We start from the raw sequence: 19,527 nt of genomic DNA on the forward strand, positions 1-19,527 counted from the left end.
AGATTAACGCAAAAGTGGTGGGGTTGAAACTGAGGCAAAGAGCCTAAATTATAACTATATGAAATTATCTCCACGTGATGAGCAGATTTTCTCTGCGGTAATGAGTTTGTATTGTGATGGGCAGGGCTTACCTGTTGCGTCGTCACGCATTGCCAAACAAAAGGGCATGGCTGTATGCAGTGCTACCGTTCGAAATGCAATGGCACGCCTAGAAAAGTTAGGTTTATTGTATTCTCCACATACCTCTGCAGGGCGTATTCCTACCCATGAAGGCTTTTCTTTGTGGTTTGACTCCTATTTCCAGTTGCACCAGCTGGGGCAGTATTGGCAGCCACCGCAAAGTAAATTAGTTGAATTTGCTCACCATTTAGCACAACGGTATAAAGTCTGTTGTTGCGTAGGGTTACCGCAAGTCACAACACAAGTTGTATTTCGCGTGGAAGTGCTGGATTTCGACCGTAAACACTGGCTTATCTTATTGCTTGATAGGCAGGGGCAAGGCCATAATATTTTGATCAGCAAACCGCTCGAAGCGAATGATGAAATCCGCTATCAATTCGCGACTTGGTTGAATTCGGTATTTGCCCAACAAAACCTGATGGAAGGTATTCATCGCATGCGTGCAATGAGCCGCACAGCGCCTCACTATTGCCATGGTTCTTTAGCACAGTGGACGCGTGAATTGGCCAATAAGCTTGGTAGCGATAATAGTATTGTTGTGGGGGAAAATAACCTGTATGCGTATGCGCAGACCAATCAAGAATACAATATTGGCGTGCGTTTTTTACATGCGATTGAAGATAGGTTGGCGTTTAAAAATGGTGTGTCAGTGCTCTTCGGTGAAGAGCTCACACAGCCAGGGTTTGAACCCTTTCTTATTTTTAGTTTGGCTTATTTTGCCAACCAAGAATATCAGAGTCGATTTTGCGTAATTTTGCCTAAGTCAGCACCGATTGAGGCGATCATTCAAGAATTTGCGCAAATCGATGACGTCGACTCTTGAAACCTACTAAACAATCCCCATAATGTTTCGCAGTTACGCAGTTTTTGGAGAGTAAATATATGTCTGAGCAACAACAGGCTAACGAACACGAGCAGGAATCAGTAGAAGCGCAATCTGAACAAGTGCAACAAGAACAAGCGCCTGAGCAAGAGCAAAGCGTTGAAGCAGAATTAGCCGCACTTTATGCAGAGCTAGAAGCTGCTAAAGAAACAATCGAAGCCCAAAAAGACAGCGTAGTGCGCGCTGCAGCGGAAGTAGAAAATATCCGTCGTCGTGCTGCACAAGATGTTGAAAAAGCACATAAATTCGCATTGGAAAAGTTCGCAAATGAATTACTACCAGTGATTGACAACCTTGAGCGTGCAATTGAATTTGCTGACAAGGAAAACGAAGCTATCGCACCTGTACTTGAAGGTGTTGAGATGACAGCCAAGAGTTTTGTTGAAGCGGTTGCTAAGTTCAATGTTGAAGTGGTTAATCCACAAGGTGAAGCATTCAACCCTGAGTTGCATCAAGCGATGGCGATGCAACCAAGCGAAGATGTTTCGCCAAATACCGTGTTAGCGGTGATGCAAAAAGGTTACACCCTAAATGGACGTCTACTTCGTCCAGCAATGGTAATGGTGTCTAAAGCACCTTAATCATCGAATTTAGTTGGAAAAATGCCCACTTAAGAGTGGGCATTTTTTTTGCGATGCCAAAGCTGTGTTACCACAATAAGCATAACGGCGCTGAACATCATAGCGGAGAAAGGTAAGGCGTTTTCAGGGTGCACTAAGGCTAATATTGGGCCAACCAATGCGCCACTGCCAAAGCGTAAGGTACCAATTACCGCAGTGGCTGTGCCTGAATTTCGCTCGAATTCCATCAGAATAAGCGCATCTGCATTTGACGCAATAATACCTAAGCTCATCATCAGCGGCGCGATACTCCACACGACGTAATACAACGACAGTTCCATCGCACTGACCACTAGCAAGGTGGTGCCGCTGACAATGGCGAGTGCTAAGCCGTAATAAAGCATTTTTCGTGAGCCCACTTTCGGCACAATACGGGTGTTGATAAAATTACCCAACATCAGCGCAATGACGTTTAACGCGAACAACACGCCGAATAGTTGCTCAGACACGGAGAAGTAATCAAGGTAAATAAACGGCACTGACGTTAAAAAACAAAAGAATGCGAAGGACGCTAGCATGGAGCTTAAAATATCGGCACGTGCTTTCGCTTCCCCCAAAATTACGCCATAACTTTCGAAGAACAACTTCAAGCCGCGTTTTTCACTGCGGTAAATGGGGATATCTATCAAGTGCATTTGCACCCACCCCAAAGTCATCAGTGCATAGCCTCCAAGTACCAAGAAGATCACTTGCCATTGAGCGAGGCCCATAATCAAAGAGCCAATACTGGGTGCAGCAAGTGGTGCGACCATCATGATCATCGACACATAGCTCATGCCTTTGGCGGTATTTTGCTGGTATATATGCCGGATGATCCCAGGGACCACCACGGTGGCGGCAGCACCCGTGAAGGCTTGCAGTGCGCGTAGCAGCCAAAATAGATGGATGTCTTCACAAAACGCCAAAGCAGTTGATGTAATAGCGAACATCCCCAGACCGATGCGAGCAAGCCGACGACGGCCCATTTGGTCAGCAATCGGTCCAAAGAACAGCATGCCCAACGCATATCCTGCAAGATAGACGCTCAGAGAAATTTGCACCTGCGGCATAGTAGCGCCCAGATCACTGGCGATTTGCACCATGGCCGGTAAATACATATCGACCGCGAGGGGGGTGATGGCGACAATACTCGCCAACAATGGCAACAACAAACGCCGACTAGGCGTTTTTCTATCTTCAGTGGACATAGATAAACTATCTTCTAAATTTGATGATGTGGAGAAACTAAGGAGGCACAGAGAACTGTACATAGAGTGAGCATCTTCTTAGTTTGAACACTATAGCACCAAGAATTAAAGCAGAGTAGTAGGGTGATATTAACATTATGTTAATTATCAAGTTTTAACATGCGCTATGCGATATCTCTCGGGTTTGATATCCTAGATTCATCAAAATAATATCGGGACAAAGATAATGAAAAAAATGATGCTTGCACTGGCAGCTGTGGCGGTAATTGTTGGTTGTAAAACTTCACCGACTGGTCGTACTCAAGTGACGCTTTATTCAGACAGCCAGATGAGCCAATTGGGCGGTGCAAGCTTTGCACAAATGAAAGAACAGCAAAAAATTAATCGTGACGCCGCAACCAATGCATACGTTCAGTGCATTGCAGATTCAGTCGTAGCGGTGTTGCCACAAAAATTTGCGCAACAAAAGTGGGAAGTGGTGGTTTTTGAAGAAGATTCTGCGAACGCATTTGCCCTTCCAGGTGGTTATATTGGTGTGCACACAGGTCTTTTAAAAGTCGCTAAAAACCAAGATCAATTGGCAACGGTTATTGGCCACGAAGTAGGGCATGTCATTGCAGAGCATTCTAATGAGCGCGCATCGCAAAGCCAGGTATTGCAGACCGGTATGCAACTTGGCGCGGTAGCCCTTGAAGCAGGAGACATTGGCTATCGTAACGAAATCATGGGCGCATTGGGTTTGGGTGCACAATACGGCGTGGTTTTACCATTTAGCCGCACTCATGAAAGTGAAGCCGATGAAATTGGTTTAGAATTAATGGCTAAAGCGGGCTTCAAGCCAGACCAATCAGTTGCACTTTGGCAAAACATGGCGCAAAGTGGTGGTGCGACTCCACCTGAATTTTTATCGACTCACCCATCACCATCAAGCCGTATAAATGACTTACAAAAGCGCATGCAAACTGCCAACGCTTTATACCAAGATGCTTACAACAGTGGTAAGCGTCCTCAGTGTAAGTAAGTCAGCACTTGTCTAGGTTTTGCATCTATACAGCGCTGTTGATTGCAGCAGCGCTCACGTTTGATAGCTTTGTTACATCCCCCGTGTTTGGCATTCATTGGCATAGCCCAGAGTGGATGGCTCACGCAACAGCTATTTTTAACGTCATTAAGTTGTTACTAATGGCTGTGTTAACAGGTTATTTATGGTGGGTTGTACCAAAGTGCGAGTTTCGCCCTGCTAGCACCATGGCATTACAGTTTATTACGCTTTTATGTGCGGTTCACGCCATTGTTTTGTTGGTGGCAAGACAAAACCTACTCAGTGACAAACAAAGCATTCAGTCTGTTGGGCCTATCACGGTTGTTGCGATTGATGAGCAAGAAAGCAGAACGTCGAAGCAGATTGTGTACCTTCGTTGCCAGCGCGCGTTGGGTTTTTACTCGTTGCACGAGCTTCTTTATTTGCCAAATCAGGAAGTGGCAACAGTAGGTAAAAAAGAGAGTACTTGGTATCTATATGCCGATAAAGAATACAAACTCATAGATGACTCAACTATGACTACCTTATGTAAATAAAAAAGGTGAGCACTTGCTCACCTTTTTTGTCTTTGGATTAGCGCGACTGCTAAGCGCGGCTAATGAACTTGCTCTCAGCAGTGTTAATCTTGATTTTATCACCTGATGAAATGTGCTCAGGGACTTGCACTACTAAACCTGTTGTTAGCGTTGCTGGTTTAGTACGAGCACTTGCTGAAGCACCTTTAATTGAAGGGGTTGTATCTTCAATTACGAGCTCAACGCTGGTAGGTAGGTCAACAGACACCGGACGACCTTCTACAAGCACAGCTTGAACACCTTTAGTTGATTCATCAATGAACAATAGCTGCTCAGCAATGCTGTCTTTGTGCATGTGATACGGTGTGTAGTCTTCTTCATCCATAAAGATGTACTCGTCACCATCAACATAAGAGAACATAACAGGACGACGCTGAAGATCAGCGAAGTTCAGCATGTCTTCTGCTTTAAATGTCTCGTCTACCTTGCCACCATCTACTACATCGTACATGCGCATACGGTAAAGGCTTCCGCCAGCGCGGCCTTGTGGAACTGAACGCTCGATATCACGAACGATCATCACGCGACCATTATATTCAATCGCTGCATGTTTTTTAATTTCGCTAGCCTTAGGCATAGTCTTACTTCCTAATTAATTTGACCGGGATAAGTTACCCGATTAAAACGTCCAAGCCAAGTGGATTTGCGGCACAGATTCAGTGGTGTTGGTGCCCAGTTTGTTGTGCCAATACTGCCATTCAACACCAAGCATTAGCGTGCGCTCTTGCATTGATAATGCGTGGCCCATGTCCCACTCTACGATTGGCTGTGCCAGTATCCAGCTTTTTACTTTGCCACCAAATTCATTCTCACGCTCGTCGATGTATTCAACGTGGCCCGTGAAATAAAACTTTTGGTTTCCTAGGCTAAATGGTGCACCCCAGGCAAGGTCGATCATCCAGCTGTCACTTTCGGTTGGCGCACCGCCTGAGCTGACACCATCACTGTCATCAATGTAAGCAGTGACTAACGTTGATACGAAATCAAAACCATCCACTTGCCAATCGAGTTTCACACCTGGAAGGAACTTCATCACATTCGCATCGCCAGCCGCGTTAAAGCCCATCACAAAACCAACATCTTTGATTGGGCCGAGCTTCACTTCGTTGCCACTGATTTTTCCGTAGCTGAAGTTTGAGTACCACTCACCGTAGAAGTCGCTGTCTTGGTAACCATCTTCTAAGTCGTCATTGATAATATCAATAAAGAAGAAGTTATCGCCAAGGCTGTAACCTGACGCGTGCTGAAAGGAAACAATACTGGTGTTTGCTTCGGCCTTTGTGAAAGGGTTTTTAAATTCGCCATAGTTAACATGTAGTTGTGTTTGGCTCCAAGTAGCAGCTTGAGCGCTACCTGCAAACGTGCTCGCAGCTAATGTTGCTAGAGCAAAAGCAGTAGGTGTAGTGATTTTCATAACAAGATGTTTAATAAAGGGAATGTCAGAACAGATTATAGCAGATGGCGACTTAGCGCCGCCACTGCCAAAGTATTTGTATCGAAATGAAGATAAAATTAGACCTTATTACGACGCAAAACAATGATGCAAAGAGCGGTGATAGCAAGGATAAAACAGTAGAACGCCGAAGTAGATACTTCCCACGGACTGATGCTAAATGTGGCGCCCAGCAACAGAGCTTGCGCACCATATGGTAATGAACCTTGCAATACGCAGGCAAATATATCGAGTAGACTCGCAGAGCGCTTTGCAGAGATATTGCCGTCTTCAGCTAGTTTCTTCGCCACCGGACCAGCAACGATAATCGACACTGTGTTGTTGGCAATACATAAGTTTGAAGTCATCACTAATAATGCAATACCAATTTGGTCTGCTACTTGGCGATTGAATTTGGCAATGACTTTTGTGAATGCTTGAATTTTTCCTGCCAAATAATCTAAGCCACCGCCACGGCGGATAAATTCGGACAAACCGCCAATGAACATAGACAGCAAGAATATCTCCTGCATGTCGCTGAAGCCCTTATACACGTCTTTTACGAATGCACTGCCTTCGTAAGCGCCGGTAAAGCCCATGAGCGCCGCAAATAAAATACCGCTAAAAAGCACAACGAATACATTTAAGCCCATCACCGCAAGGACCAGGATAAAGAAGTAAGGTAATACTAACAACCAGTCAAAATCACCCACTTCAACCGGTTGAGGTTCAGGTGTGAGATACACTAACAAAGCAATTGTAATCATTGCCGCGGGTAGGGCAATTTTTAGATTTTCACGGAATTTATCTTTCATTTCACACCCTTGGGTGCGTGTAGCTGCGATTGTGGTATCTGAGATAATCGATAGGTTGTCACCAAACATCGCGCCGGACACAATTGTTCCGGCCATCAACGATGGGTCTATACCCGTTTTAGCTGACACGGCAAGAGCGATCGGGCCGATTGCACCTATGGTACCCATGGAGGTCCCCATCGCTGTAGACACGATAGCCGAAATCAGGAATAGACCGGGTAACAACATGCTTGGCGGAATGAACGAAAGGCCAGCGTTAACAATTGCATCAACACCACCGGTTGCCCCCGCGACCGCTGAAAACGCGCCTGCAAGCAAGTAAATCAAACACATAGTAATGATGTTGCTATGGCCTGCGCCACGAATAAAGGTTTCTACCGATTCATTGATGCTTTGTTTTGTGATCAAAAAGGCAATAAATATCGCCGGCAGAATAGCAACCGGTGCTGGCAATTGATAGAACGCGTAGTCGACGTTCTGAGATTGCAAATACAGACCCGTTCCGAGGAAAAGTGCAACAAAGGTTAAAAGTGGGAGCAACGACAATTTTGCCGTTGTAGCGTTAAAGTTAGGCTGCATGAATACCTCAATTAAAATCACCAACAGCCAAAACCTTCTTTTAGCTGCATTTATTACGCTAACTAAGCAAAGCTAGAGTTAACACGCGCCCGCAAGCCAAAGACCAAATCGGCGCCAATTCGGGAAGTTTAAACGTGTGGATGGCTAAAGTCTATGGTGATACATTATTTGTTATTGTTTTTTGTCTTTTGTAGCACAAAAAAACAGCAATATCTAACACTCCCGTTAACGCATACAAAAGATGCAGTGCTAAGTATTAGTGCGTTTCATTACTCGCGCCATAGGTGCATCTGCGTTAGCATATGGGGTATCAGAATTAAAAATAATGTGGGGAATTGAATGAGCGTAGGTATAGGTATTCTCGGTGCAAATGGCCGAATGGGACAAGCACTTCTAGAAGCAAGCAGTGCAGATAAACAAGCCCATCTCGCTGGCGCATTTGTGCGTTCACAATCACCTTTATTAGGGCTACCCGTTAATACCTTAGTGAAAGGGTTATCTGAGGATACACAAGCGCTTGCTTTTACGAGCTTAGATGCTCAGAGCAAGGTCGATGTGCTCATCGATTTTACTCTTCCAGAAGGCATGCTGGCGCACTTAGATGTTGCCGTAGCAACTAAAACGCCAATGGTTATCGGCACCACAGGTTTAACTGAATCGCAAATGCAGCGCCTGCACGAAGCGGCTAAAGAAATTCCCATTGTTTTTGCACGAAACTACAGTGTAGGTATTAATCTTTTACTTGACCTTGTACAAACCGCAGCGGCGAAATTAGGTGATGATGCGGATATTGAAATTTTTGAGGGGCATCACAGACATAAAATTGATGCGCCATCAGGTACTGCATTAGCCATTGGTGAAGCTATCGCTGAAGCTAAAGGTTGGGATCACGACGAAGTGGCTGTTTATGATCGCTCACAAAGTGAACAGGCCAAAAGCCAAAAGGAAATTGGTTATTCGGTGCTCCGAGGTGGAGACATTGTTGGCGAACACACCGCTTATTTCGCATTAATGGGAGAAAGGCTTGAATTAACACATAAAGCGAGTTCGAGAATGACCTTCGCACTTGGTGCTGTTTGGGCTGCGAAGTGGCTGCAAAATAAACAAGCTGGCTTTTATTCTATGCATGATGTTCTAGAATTAGGGTAGAAAATATATACTTTTAGCGGTTTGAGTATGATTTTTAGATAAAGGTGCTATTTTACAGGTTTTTTGATTTTTAATTAGATCTTTTGCTAACTCTCGTGTAGAATATCGCCAATTTGCCAAAATTTCATAACGCTTGGAGACAAGCGCTCTAAACGGGTAGTAAATCAGTCGCATTTTTACTCCCGTTTTTTACTGTTAGGAGGTTAACTTGACTAAATCCGCTCTGTTAGTCCTAGAAGACGGCACAGTGTTTCGCGGTACTGCGATCGGCGCTGATGGTATGTCAGTCGGTGAGGTGGTATTCAACACGTCGATGACTGGTTATCAGGAGATTCTTACTGATCCGTCTTACGCGGAACAAATCGTAACCCTGACTTACCCACATATCGGTAACACGGGTACTAACAGCGAAGACGAAGAAGCGAGTCAAATCTGGGCGAAAGGCCTAGTGATCCGTGATTTGCCACTGCTAGCGAGTAATTTCCGTAATGAACAATCACTAAGTGATTACCTTAAGGAACGCAACATTTTAGGTATCGCAGATATCGATACTCGTAAATTAACGCGAATCCTTCGTGATAAAGGTGCGCAAAACGGTTGTATCATTGCTGGTGATGATATTGACGAAAGCAAAGCCCTGGAAGCTGCAAAAGCATTCCCAGGCTTGAAAGGCATGGATTTAGCCAAAGTAGTTTGTACTGAGTCATCATATCAATGGTCTGAGACAAGCTGGACTCTGGGCGAAGGTTTTAAAACGCTTGCGCCAGAAGACGAAAAATTCCACGTTGTTGCCTATGACTTCGGTGTTAAACGCAACATCCTTCGTATGTTGGTAGACCGCGGTTGTAAGCTAACAGTGGTTCCTGCGCAAACGAGTGCAGAAGAAGTGCTGGCGCTAAACCCAGACGGCATCTTCCTATCAAACGGCCCTGGCGATCCAGAACCGTGTACATACGCGATTGAAGCAATCAAAACCTTCCTAGAAAAAGATATTCCTATTTTCGGCATCTGCCTTGGCCACCAGTTATTGGCGCTAGCTTCGGGTGCAAAAACAGTAAAAATGAAGTTTGGTCACCACGGTGGTAACCACCCGGTTAAAGACCTTGACCGTGACGTTGTTATGATCACTGCACAGAACCACGGTTTCGCTGCAGACGAGGCAAGCTTGCCAGACAACCTTCGTGCAACACACAAGTCATTATTTGATGGCACTTTGCAAGGTATTCATCGCACAGACAAGCCAGCGTTCAGCTTCCAGGGTCACCCAGAAGCAAGCCCAGGCCCACACGATGCAGCACCGTTGTTCGATCACTTTATCGAACTAATGCAAGCGCAATCTAACTAATTTGAGACCGGAGTAAAAATGCCAAAACGTACTGATATTAAAAGCATTCTTATCTTAGGCGCGGGCCCGATCGTAATCGGCCAGGCCTGTGAGTTTGACTACTCAGGTGCTCAAGCCTGTAAAGCGCTTAAAGAAGAAGGTTACCGAGTTATCCTAGTTAACTCTAACCCTGCGACTATCATGACTGACCCTGAAATGGCTGATGCGACATATATTGAGCCTATCCACTGGGAAGTTGTTGAAAAAATCATCGAAAAAGAAAAGCCAGATGCAGTACTACCAACAATGGGTGGTCAAACTGCATTGAACTGTGCACTTGACTTAGACAAGTACGGTGTATTGGCAAAGCACGGTGTAGAGCTAATCGGTGCAACGGCTGATGCTATCGATAAAGCCGAGAACCGTGAGCGTTTCGACGCGGCGATGAAGAACATCGGCCTAGAGTGTCCGCGTGCAGAAATCGCACACTCGATGGAAGAAGCGCTAGACGTGCTTACGCGTATCGGTTTCCCTTGTATTATTCGTCCTTCTTTCACCATGGGTGGTACCGGTGGTGGTGTTGCTTACAACATGGAAGAGTTCGAAGAAATCTGTACTCGCGGTCTCGATTTATCACCAACGAATGAGCTATTAATCGACGAAAGCTTACTTGGTTGGAAAGAATATGAGATGGAAGTGGTTCGTGACAAAAACGACAACTGTATCATCGTATGTTCGATTGAAAACTTCGACCCAATGGGCGTGCACACGGGTGACTCAATCACTGTAGCACCAGCGCAAACGCTCACAGACAAAGAATACCAAATCATGCGTAATGCCTCGATGGCAGTATTGCGTGAAATCGGTGTTGAAACAGGTGGTTCAAACGTACAGTTCGGTGTGTGTCCTAACACAGGCCGTATGGTTATCATCGAGATGAACCCACGTGTATCTCGTTCATCAGCACTTGCGTCAAAAGCAACAGGTTTCCCAATCGCGAAAATCGCGGCGAAACTTGCTGTAGGCTACACGCTTGACGAGCTACAAAACGATATCACTGGTGGTGCAACTCCTGCGTCGTTCGAGCCGTCAATCGACTACGTTGTCACTAAGATCCCTCGTTTCAACTTTGAAAAATTTGCCGGTGCAAATGACCGTCTAACGACGCAGATGAAGTCGGTCGGTGAGGTAATGGCGATTGGCCGTAACCAACAAGAATCACTGCACAAAGCACTTCGTGGCCTTGAAGTTGGCGCGACTGGCTTTAACCCAATCTTGCCGGTAGGCGAGAAGGGCGCAATTGAAAAAATCACACGTGAACTTCGTGAGCCAGGCGCTGAGCGTATCTGGTACATCGCCGATGCAATGCGCCACGGTATGAGTGTTGATGATGTATTTAACCTAACCAAGGTTGACCGTTGGTATCTAGTACAAATCGAAGACATCATCAAAGACGAGCAGCAAATCGAAGAAGTCGGTTTTGCAGGATTAACTGCGGACTTCCTACGTCGCTTGAAGCGTAAAGGTTTCGCTGATGCGCGTATTGCAGAGCTTGCAGGTGTATCTGAAGCGGAAATCCGCAAGAAGCGTCACCAGCTTGAAATCTTGCCTGTGTATAAGCGCGTAGATACGTGTGCGGCTGAATTTAGCTCAGACACTGCATATATGTACTCAAGCTACGATGAAGAGTGTGAAGCTGCACCGTCAGACAAAGACAAAATTATGGTAATCGGTGGTGGTCCTAACCGTATCGGTCAAGGTATTGAATTCGATTACTGCTGTGTACACGCGGCCCTTGCTATGCGTGAAGACGGCTACGAGACAATCATGGTTAACTGTAACCCTGAAACGGTTTCGACCGACTATGACACATCTGACCGTCTATTCTTCGAACCAATTACGCTTGAAGACGTACTTGAAATCGTGCGTGTTGAGAAGCCAAAAGGTGTAATCGTGCAGTACGGTGGTCAAACACCGCTTAAACTTGCGCGTGAGCTTGAAGCGAATGGTGTGCCAATCATTGGTACTTCACCTGATGCAATCGACCGTGCAGAAGACCGTGAGCGCTTCCAGCAAATGGTTGAGCGTCTAAACTTACTTCAGCCTGACAACGCGACAGTAACGTCACTTGAAGAAGCGGTCGCTAAGTCTAAAGAAATCGGCTTCCCACTGGTTGTTCGCCCTTCGTACGTACTTGGTGGTCGTGCGATGGAAATCGTATACGATGAAGACGACCTACGTCGCTACATGACTGAAGCAGTATCGGCGTCTAACGAAGCGCCAGTACTACTTGACCGCTTCCTTGACGACGCAATCGAAGTTGACGTTGACGCTATCTGTGACGGCACAGAGGTGATCATCGGCGGTATCATGGAGCACATCGAGCAAGCAGGTGTTCACTCAGGTGACTCAGCGTGTTCATTACCTGCGCACAGCCTAAGCCAAGAAATCCAAGACGTAATGCGTGAGCAAGTACGTGCGATGGCGCTAGAGCTAGGTGTAGTTGGTCTGATGAATACACAGTTCGCAGTGAAAGACGGCGAAGTTTACCTCATCGAAGTGAACCCGCGTGCGGCGCGTACTGTTCCGTTCGTATCAAAAGCAACCGGTGTTGCCCTTGCAAAAGTTGCGGCACGTTGTATGGCGGGTCAGTCACTGGCAAGCCAAGGTGTAACTAAAGAAATCATCCCTCCTTACTACAGCGTGAAAGAAGTCGTACTTCCATTCGCTAAGTTCCAAGGTGTTGACCCAATTCGTGGCCCAGAGATGCGCTCAACGGGTGAAGTAATGGGTGTTGGTGATACTTTCGCCGAAGCATTCGCTAAAGCTCAGCTTGGTGCAGGTAATGCTTTACCACGTGGTGGTCGCGCGTTACTATCGGTTCGCAATGGTGATAAAGCTCGTATCGTTGAGCTTGCTAAGACCATGATCGAATTAGGTTTTGAACTAGACGCAACATCAGGCACCGCAGCGGCGCTTGAAGATGCAGGCATCGCAGTTCGCCGTGTAAACAAGGTATTTGAAGGTCGTCCTCATATCCTTGACCGCATCAAGAACGGCGAATACAGCTACATCGTAAACACCACAGAAGGTCGTCAAGCAATTGAAGATTCTAAAGTGTTACGTCGTGGCGCGCTAATGCACAAGACCAACTACACAACTACACTTAATGCTGCGTTTGCTAACTGTACAGCAAACTCAGCAGATGACCGTGGTAGTGTGTCGTCAGTTCAAGAGTTACACCAACGAGTTAACTAAGCGATTGAGCCGCAGCGTCTAGCTGCGGCTTGCTGCTAATGGGAAAATTATGCAAAAGATTCCAATGACTACACGTGGTGCAGAATTACTGCGTGAAGAGTTAAACGAATTAAAAACTGTCACTCGTCCGAAGATCATCGCGGATATTGCTGATGCGCGTGAGCATGGTGACCTTAAAGAAAATGCTGAGTATCATGCCGCCCGTGAGCAGCAAGGTTTCTGTGAGGGACGTATTCAAGAGATCGAAGCTAAGTTGTCTAATGTACAAATCATTGACGTCACAAAAATGCCTAACAATGGTAAGGTGATTTTTGGTGCGACCGTGACAATTTTGAACGTAGATACAGATGCTGAAGTGACTTACCGCATCGTTGGTGACGACGAAGCGGATATTAAGAACAACTTAATCTCTGTGAATTCACCTATCGCTCGTGGCCTTATCGGCAAAGAAGTTGATGACAGTGTAAACATCGAGACACCTAACGGTGCCGTTGAATACGAAATTGTCGAAGTAGAATACATTTAATCGGTATTTTATACGTATTTAAAAACCCGCTCCTAGAGCGGGTTTTTTTATGTCTAAAAAACGCATCTGCCAATTAGACATGGTTAAGGTGACGCATTCACTCTATATCAAGATTTCTTACCATCTCGCTCTAAAGCCACGATTATCGATATGCACGAAGCCACCATGGTGAGATTTTGGGTAGTATCGACCAATTCCGCCAATGTATCGGCTTTGTTTGTGAAACTTTTCGAATAGGGCGTACAGGGTATCAACGTCACGCGCATTTTCTTTGCCATCGCCATTGAGGTCGTCCATACGATTATTGCCATTTTCGTCTATATATAAGTCAAAGGCGTCACCGTATTGGTGACGACTGTGCCGCCCGTTGCCAATGGACCGGTTGTAAAAAGGCGTGCGATAGGCACTAATGAATGCGAAGCGGGTCACATTGACTCCTTCGTCCTTTAGAAACTGTAAGAGGTCTTCGAGCATTGTTAAACCATCGTCATTTACGTATAAGAACTTAGGGTAGCCACTGGTTTGTTTACATAAGAGCTGCTTTATTTGCACGTGTTCTGTGATGAAGGTATCAAGGTCTGATTCTGTTACACGAATAAAGCCATCTGGAGCAGAGTATTGTTCCAGTCCTTTATAAGGAGTAGGGTAGGAACCAATTTGATATCCCTCAACTCTTGTATTGTTCGCATCAAAAGGTACTTTAACCGCCACTTGAATGGTGTGTTTGTTGCCCTCTTTATTGTTTAAATCTAAGCGATACAAATCAGGTGCCATTGGCGCATTGAAATAGAGATGTTTGTCGTCCTGGTTGTTGACCTTGATGTGCTCCTGCTTGCCAACGGCATAGCCCTGAGGATACGCCACTTTGACGGTTTGATTTGGGTTTACTATCACCGTACGTAGCGTATTACCTATGGCTTGAGGAGTGAGCACTGCAAACAGTGCAGCGCCCACAAAGGAGATTGTTTTGTTTACTGCCATACAATTAACCTTTTGTTATTGCGTGAGTTTAGCCAGTAGAGCAGGATCTCGATTATAAACATCTGAATAGAAGTGCAAGCCATCTTCATTGCCTGCAACCGTCCAATACATCAATAGGACGTCCAGCGGTTCGTCAAGTGTGACCTTGGTTGTTTCTTTGCTCGCCAGAGTTTCGTTAATCTTAGTTCGCGACCATGAATCGGTGCCTGCCAAGACATGTTCTGCAAGATCAAATGGATTCTCAACACGTACACAGCCGTGACTAAAAGCACGTTGGTCTTCTGCGAAAAGCGTTTTTGCAGGTGTGTCGTGTAAGTATACGGAGTATTTATTCGGGAACATAAACTTAACCTGGCCAAGAGAGTTATTTTCTGAAGGCCCCTGTACAAACCAATACGGGAATTTGTTGCGGTTTACTGTATCCCAATCGATAGTTTGCGCGTCAACTGGGTTACGTTTTGCGTCTACGAGGTAGAAGTTTTTCTCTTCAAGGTAGCTAGGATTGGCTTTTACTTTATCAACCAAGCCTTTGGTAATGCTGCGTGGCACGGTCCATGTTGGGTTGATAACAACATAACTAAGGCGGCCCTTGAAAATTGGCGTTTTAGTGTAGTTACGACCCACAACCACATTACTTTCCCACTTTAGTTTTCCGTTTTTCATTAGAAACACTTTAAAACCGGCAATATTGACGATCAGGAAGTCCTCGGTCAAATTGTTGTCGACCCAGCGGGTTCGCTCTAGATTGACAATGATATCGTTGATTTTCTCTTGGTACGGCTGATTGAGTAATTTAAGTGTGTCTTTACCGATGACGCCGTCGGATTTGACTTGGTTAAAGTACTGGAGCTTTTTAACCGCATCTTGTAGAGGCTCATCGTAAGTTAGATTTGAGTCGCTTAATTTACTAGGATAATACCCCAAGCGCTCAAGGCGCTGGCGGATCACTGGCACGCTAGGATCTGTATCGCCCGGCTTTATGACACTTTTGGCTAAACTTGCTTCGGGTAATGGTTTCATTGCTTGTAGTTTCTTATAAAACTCCAAGCCTTCTTTTAAGCGTTTGTAGTGAGGTATTTGCGGTTTTAAATTTTCTAAACCTTTGTCTAGCGACTGTGCTTTAACATGCTTCAGTAGTGCAATAGCGGCCTGTTCAGGTGTAACGTTGTGCTGCTCGTAGTTCCAGGTATCTGTTAAAGATTTGGGGTTTACCTTGCCACGAATAAGGTGGGTGGCGTACGTCATTACTGCATCAGTCATCAACACATCGAATTGCGCTGAGTCGCTTTCTTGCACTAATTTCTCCAATGATTCTAAATGATAATCTTGTGGGTTTAATCCTTCCAAGTCAGCCTGTTTAATTAGCTTTAAAACGTCCTCGGCATAATTTCTATCCTGCCAAATTGGATCAAAGTTATTCGCTTGATAAGCGCCGATGACAAGATCTGGCGTCATGACCGTGTCTGTGCCTATGTTTGGCTGTTCACCAATCATAATAGGGTCAAGATATTGAGCGAGGTTGGAGGAGGCGGCATGATTCATCATTGAAACAAATAGCGCAGAGCACAAGGTAAGTACTGTTACAAATCGCATAGTTATTGTCCTTAAAGATATTTCCGTTGCCATTGCAATCTAGGGTGGTCAAATCCGTTTTAAGCGTAGCAGAGTGTAAAAATTATACGCAATCGTTTGAAGTTTTGTACCCATAGTGCGTTTTTTATTATATCTAGCTTTATCTTCTGGCAATAAAAAAGCCTCGTAAAATGAGGCTTTTGGTTGGGATTACATGGATAATAATTATTTAGCTTTGTGGCAAGGTCTCATGTGACTTTGCGGTTTCGACGCCATCAACCTTGGGACTCCTGCCAAATAACTTGCGTGTCAAACGCTTGAAGTCTTCCAGTGCCACGTATTGGCAAGGGATAAGAATCAGAGTGATTACAGTCGCAAACAGTACACCGAATGCCAATGAAACAGCCATAGGGATAACGATTTGCGCCTGAAGGCTGGTTTCAGAAATGATCGGTACCAAACCAATAAATGTGGTAATGGAGGTAAGCAAAATCGCTCTGAAACGCTTACAACCGGCTTCAACCACAGCATCTTTGATTCTCACGCCTTCAGCACGCGCTTTATTTACATAGTCGACCATCACCAGTGAGTCATTTACAACTACGCCCGCAACCGCAATGATGCCGAAGAATGATAGGCTACTCATTGTCATCCCCATGATAACGTGACCATAGATTGCACCCACAATACCGAATGGGATCACCGACATAATAAGTAGCGGCTGAGAATAAGAGCGAAGTGGAATGGCTAATAAAGCAAAGATGATCATCAGTGACAGAGCCAAGTCACGACGTTGTTCCGCAACGCTGTTCATCTCTTCTTGCACGCGACCTGCAACATTACTTTGTACGCCAGGATAGTTTTTCAATAGCGATGGAAGATATTCATCGCGAATCTCTTTCGCTACTTCAAATGGTTGTGCTTGATTAGTATCCACCGCAGCCCATACATTGACTGTGCGCTTGGAGTTTTCGCGGCGAATGCGGTTAACGCCATCGACTAGGCTCACCGTGGCAATTTCTGCCAGTGGCACTTCAGCTCCGGCAGGCGTAATGATACGCACATCGTTGATTTCGCTTATAGAGTTACGCTCATTGATTGGGTAACGAATCATTACTTTTAGCTCTTCACCGTCACGAAGGATTCGCTGTGCTTCAAGACCGTAAAAGCTGAAGTTTACCTGTGAAGCGACATCAGCCAATGTTAAGCCCATGCTGTAAGCAATAGGTTTTAAATCCAGCTGTACTTCATCAGTCGCGCTTTGCATTGAATCGTTGACATCGCCAACACCTTTCATTGTAGCGAGTTTCTCTTTTAACTTGCCCGCTACTTCTTTGAGTTCTGAAGCATTGTTACCTTCTAAGCGGAAACTGATATCGCCGTCGTCACGACCACCACCATTCATGATGCTGTCGTTAATCGTCATAGATTTCAACCCAGGCAGTGGTGGCATATTATCGCGCCAAAGAGCACTTAATGCGAACGTATCGATAGGGCGTAGGTGCGGTTCAACTAACACCATCATTAAGCGAGCGTTAGTACGACCCTGCATGTTTAAGGAGATATCCTTCACCATTGGCATGCCATATTGCTGCTCAATGACCTTTTCAACATCCATGACCACTTGTTCGATTTTCTTCGCAGTTTCTAAGGTTGCTTGCTCTGAAGAGGCAAGGTTCATTTCTATGCGGATACTCGGAAAATCATGAGGGATTTTGGGGTTAGCAATAAACTTAATTAAACCACCTGCAAACAGGCCAGCACTAACGATTAAAATTCCCAAGAAGCCCACAATAACGGTGTAACGGTAATGAATACAACGGATCACCGCAGGGCGATAGATAGACTCAATAAAATACTTTAAGCCAGCGTCAAACTTGTTGCGCATTTTATGTAATGGGTTACGAGGGTTGGGCGGTGTATCTTTCATCGCTGCTAGGTGAGCCGGCAAAATCAGCTTAGACTCAACCAATGAGAACAGTAGACACAATATAATTACGCCGCCAATGGCTTTGGAAAACGCAGCACCAGGGCCCGTAGCCAGCATCTGTGGCAAAAATGCAGCAACAGTTGTAAGTACGCCAAAGGTGGCCGGTATTGCAACGCGTTTCACGCCGCGAACAACGTTATCAAGGCTGTGCCCATGCTTCTCAATTTCTGCGTGCGCTGATTCGCCGACGACGATGGCATCATCAACAACAATCCCTAGAACAAGAATGAATGCGAATAAGGAAGCAAGGTTTATGGTGATGTCTAAAAAGCCCAGTGGCATCATTAAAAATGCGCCAAGGAAAGAAACTGGCAGGCCCATCATGACCCAAAATGCCAAGCGGATTCTTAGGAACATCGCCAACATTAGCATCACCAAAATACCACCCCAAAGCATATTCTCGATCATCATATCGAGGCGGCCTTCAAGGTAGTATGTGATATCAATCATAGGTGCGAGTGTGACACCTTGAGGTAGCTCTGTTTTTTTGCGTTCTAAATAGCCATCAATAATGTCTGCAACATGCGTTACATCTTGGTCTTTTGATGCGCGAACTTCAAAAATGAGCGAGTTTTTACCATTGTACTTGGAATATTGCAGACCTTCTTCGAAACCATCATTGATGGTGGCGACATCGCCAAGAAAAACTTGTGCGCCATCTTCAAGGGTTAGTAGGGGAAGGCGTTCAAATTCATCACCGCGATAGGCTTGTTTTTCAACACGCATGGAGATGTAGCCGTTATCTGAACGGATTTGGCCCGCTGACATATTCGCTGAGAAGTTACGTACTGCGCTAGCTATGTCACGAAACGTTAGACCATATTCGCGCAGTTTATCAGGGCTGACTTCGATACTGATTTCATAGTCTAGGCCAGAGTTGAACTCGACAAGGTTAACATTAGGCAAAGCGCGCATTTCGTCATGTAGCTTATTACCTAATTCTTTGAGTTCGTAATTACTCATATCCCCGTAAAGGGCGAGGATCATCACTTCTTGGGTGAATTTTTCGCGACGGATATTAGGTCGTTCCATTTCCGCAGGGAAGCTCGATATCGAGTCGATTTGCATTTTGACTTCATCAAGCACTTCTTGTGCGTCATAGCTTTCTTCAACTTCAATCCAGCTTTGCGAAAAACTTCTGTTAGAGTAGGTAATCAGGCGTTTTAAGCCCTCTAGACCTTGAAGAGATTCCTCAATCTTAATTGTGATCCCTTCTTCTACCTCTTGTGGCGCAGCCCCTGGGTATACGGCTTGGACACTAATCCAATTACTTTCAAATTGGGGAAATGCCTGTTTGCGAATAGACATCGCACTGAGGATACCGCCAACGATGATAATGATCATCAGCAGGTTTGCCGCAACGGGGTTGCGAGCAAACCAGGCGATTAGGCCTTTTTCTCTTACTTGAGTCATG

The 19,527-nt window shown here is 45.4% G+C and carries 15 protein-coding genes; 8 read left to right on the plus strand and 7 right to left on the minus strand.

The features are described 5' to 3' along the window. Window positions 1-58 precede the first annotated feature (58 nt). The gene (locus ACH19P_RS07395) at window positions 59-1,003 is read left to right on the plus strand and encodes an HrcA family transcriptional regulator (RefSeq protein ID WP_462157901.1); all 945 of its coding nucleotides are present in this window, start codon (window positions 59-61) and stop codon (window positions 1,001-1,003) included. A 59-nt stretch (window positions 1,004-1,062) separates the two neighbouring features. Then, window positions 1,063-1,644, plus strand: a complete 582-nt coding sequence (gene grpE / locus ACH19P_RS07400; RefSeq protein WP_462157903.1) for a nucleotide exchange factor GrpE — start codon at window positions 1,063-1,065, stop codon at window positions 1,642-1,644. Window positions 1,645-1,673: 29 nt separating this feature from the next. Here grpE and ACH19P_RS07405 read toward each other — a convergent pair whose 3' ends face one another. Continuing rightward, window positions 1,674-2,870, minus strand: coding sequence for a multidrug effflux MFS transporter (locus ACH19P_RS07405; RefSeq protein WP_462157904.1), 1,197 nt, complete (start codon window positions 2,868-2,870; stop codon window positions 1,674-1,676). 226 nt (window positions 2,871-3,096) lie between these two features. On the opposite strand from ACH19P_RS07405, the gene ACH19P_RS07410 reads away from it, so the two are divergent. After that, the gene (locus ACH19P_RS07410) at window positions 3,097-3,891 is read left to right on the plus strand and encodes a M48 family metallopeptidase (protein ID WP_462157906.1); all 795 of its coding nucleotides are present in this window, start codon (window positions 3,097-3,099) and stop codon (window positions 3,889-3,891) included. Window positions 3,892-3,899: 8 nt separating this feature from the next. Further along, window positions 3,900-4,448: a hypothetical protein gene (locus ACH19P_RS07415; protein WP_462157908.1), complete on the plus strand. Its 549-nt coding sequence runs from the start codon at window positions 3,900-3,902 to the stop codon at window positions 4,446-4,448. Between the two features lie 49 nt (window positions 4,449-4,497). On the opposite strand, the gene efpL is transcribed toward ACH19P_RS07415, so the two are convergent. From efpL to ACH19P_RS07430, 3 genes are all read right to left on the minus strand, one after another. Continuing rightward, window positions 4,498-5,064 carry an elongation factor P-like protein EfpL gene (efpL, locus tag ACH19P_RS07420; protein WP_462157910.1) on the minus strand — a complete coding sequence of 189 codons (567 nt, stop codon included), beginning with the start codon at window positions 5,062-5,064 and terminating at the stop codon, window positions 4,498-4,500. Window positions 5,065-5,106: 42 nt separating this feature from the next. Continuing rightward, window positions 5,107-5,901: a nucleoside-binding protein gene (locus ACH19P_RS07425; protein WP_462157912.1), complete on the minus strand. Its 795-nt coding sequence runs from the start codon at window positions 5,899-5,901 to the stop codon at window positions 5,107-5,109. A 98-nt stretch (window positions 5,902-5,999) separates the two neighbouring features. Next, window positions 6,000-7,313 carry a Na+/H+ antiporter NhaC family protein gene (locus tag ACH19P_RS07430; protein ID WP_462157914.1) on the minus strand — a complete coding sequence of 438 codons (1,314 nt, stop codon included), beginning with the start codon at window positions 7,311-7,313 and terminating at the stop codon, window positions 6,000-6,002. Between the two features lie 339 nt (window positions 7,314-7,652). Here ACH19P_RS07430 and dapB point away from each other — a divergent pair, with 339 nt between their 5' ends. The 4 genes from dapB (at window position 7,653) to greA (ending at window position 13,570) form a co-directional block, all read left to right on the plus strand. Beyond that, a complete protein-coding gene (dapB, locus tag ACH19P_RS07435) occupies window positions 7,653-8,462 on the plus strand; it encodes a 4-hydroxy-tetrahydrodipicolinate reductase (protein WP_462157916.1) in 810 nt (269 codons plus the stop codon). Between the two features lie 208 nt (window positions 8,463-8,670). Then, window positions 8,671-9,807, plus strand: a complete 1,137-nt coding sequence (carA, locus tag ACH19P_RS07440) for a glutamine-hydrolyzing carbamoyl-phosphate synthase small subunit (protein ID WP_347390895.1) — start codon at window positions 8,671-8,673, stop codon at window positions 9,805-9,807. An 18-nt stretch (window positions 9,808-9,825) separates the two neighbouring features. After that, a complete protein-coding gene (carB, locus tag ACH19P_RS07445; protein ID WP_462157917.1) occupies window positions 9,826-13,044 on the plus strand; it encodes a carbamoyl-phosphate synthase large subunit in 3,219 nt (1,072 codons plus the stop codon). Between the two features lie 49 nt (window positions 13,045-13,093). Further along, window positions 13,094-13,570, plus strand: coding sequence for a transcription elongation factor GreA (gene greA / locus ACH19P_RS07450; RefSeq protein WP_347390893.1), 477 nt, complete (start codon window positions 13,094-13,096; stop codon window positions 13,568-13,570). 117 nt (window positions 13,571-13,687) lie between these two features. On the opposite strand, the gene ACH19P_RS07455 is transcribed toward greA, so the two are convergent. From ACH19P_RS07455 to ACH19P_RS07465, 3 genes are all read right to left on the minus strand, one after another. Then, window positions 13,688-14,551 carry a D-Ala-D-Ala carboxypeptidase family metallohydrolase gene (locus ACH19P_RS07455; protein ID WP_462157920.1) on the minus strand — a complete coding sequence of 288 codons (864 nt, stop codon included), beginning with the start codon at window positions 14,549-14,551 and terminating at the stop codon, window positions 13,688-13,690. Between the two features lie 15 nt (window positions 14,552-14,566). Next, window positions 14,567-16,144 carry a L,D-transpeptidase family protein gene (locus tag ACH19P_RS07460; RefSeq protein ID WP_462157921.1) on the minus strand — a complete coding sequence of 526 codons (1,578 nt, stop codon included), beginning with the start codon at window positions 16,142-16,144 and terminating at the stop codon, window positions 14,567-14,569. Between the two features lie 208 nt (window positions 16,145-16,352). Next, the gene (locus tag ACH19P_RS07465; RefSeq protein ID WP_462157923.1) at window positions 16,353-19,526 is read right to left on the minus strand and encodes an efflux RND transporter permease subunit; all 3,174 of its coding nucleotides are present in this window, start codon (window positions 19,524-19,526) and stop codon (window positions 16,353-16,355) included. Window position 19,527 lies beyond the last annotated feature (1 nt).

The sequence above is a fragment of the Pseudoalteromonas sp. GB56 genome (assembly GCF_054923835.1).